This is a genomic window from Bacillus pretiosus (assembly GCF_051294775.1).
Taxonomy (GTDB): domain Bacteria; phylum Bacillota; class Bacilli; order Bacillales; family Bacillaceae_G; genus Bacillus_A; species Bacillus_A wiedmannii.
Genome location: NZ_JBPPHF010000107.1, coordinates 1 through 319, shown reverse-complemented (window position 1 = coordinate 319; position 319 = coordinate 1). Strand labels below are relative to the sequence as shown.

The window sequence follows — 319 nt, the reverse complement described above, 5'->3', positions numbered from 1 at the left end:
AATCTCATCAAGAGACTTAACGATTCCGTTTTCAGTTAATTTTTTAAGAAGCATATTTACTGCTACTGCATGATCTGGAATATATGTAATTTCTTTTTGTTTTTCGCCATCTACAGTAATAGTGAAGATACTATCTTCTAAACCGATACGTTCTACTAAACCTTTTGTTAATACTGTTTCACTTGGCATTTCAAATAATTGGAATTTTAAGGAAGAGCTTCCTGCGTTTATCGCGATGATTTTTGACATCTAGTCTTTCGCCCCTTTTTCTCTTGGTAGTTGTGTGGATATGTCCACAAACCGCTCGATTTTATCTGAT

The 319-nt window shown here is 34.2% G+C and carries 1 pseudogene; it reads right to left on the bottom strand.

What is annotated here, in order from left to right:
- Positions 1–249: pseudogene (locus tag ACSG5Z_RS30055) on the bottom strand (acetate kinase); the annotation flags it as partial.
- Positions 250–319 lie beyond the last annotated feature (70 nt).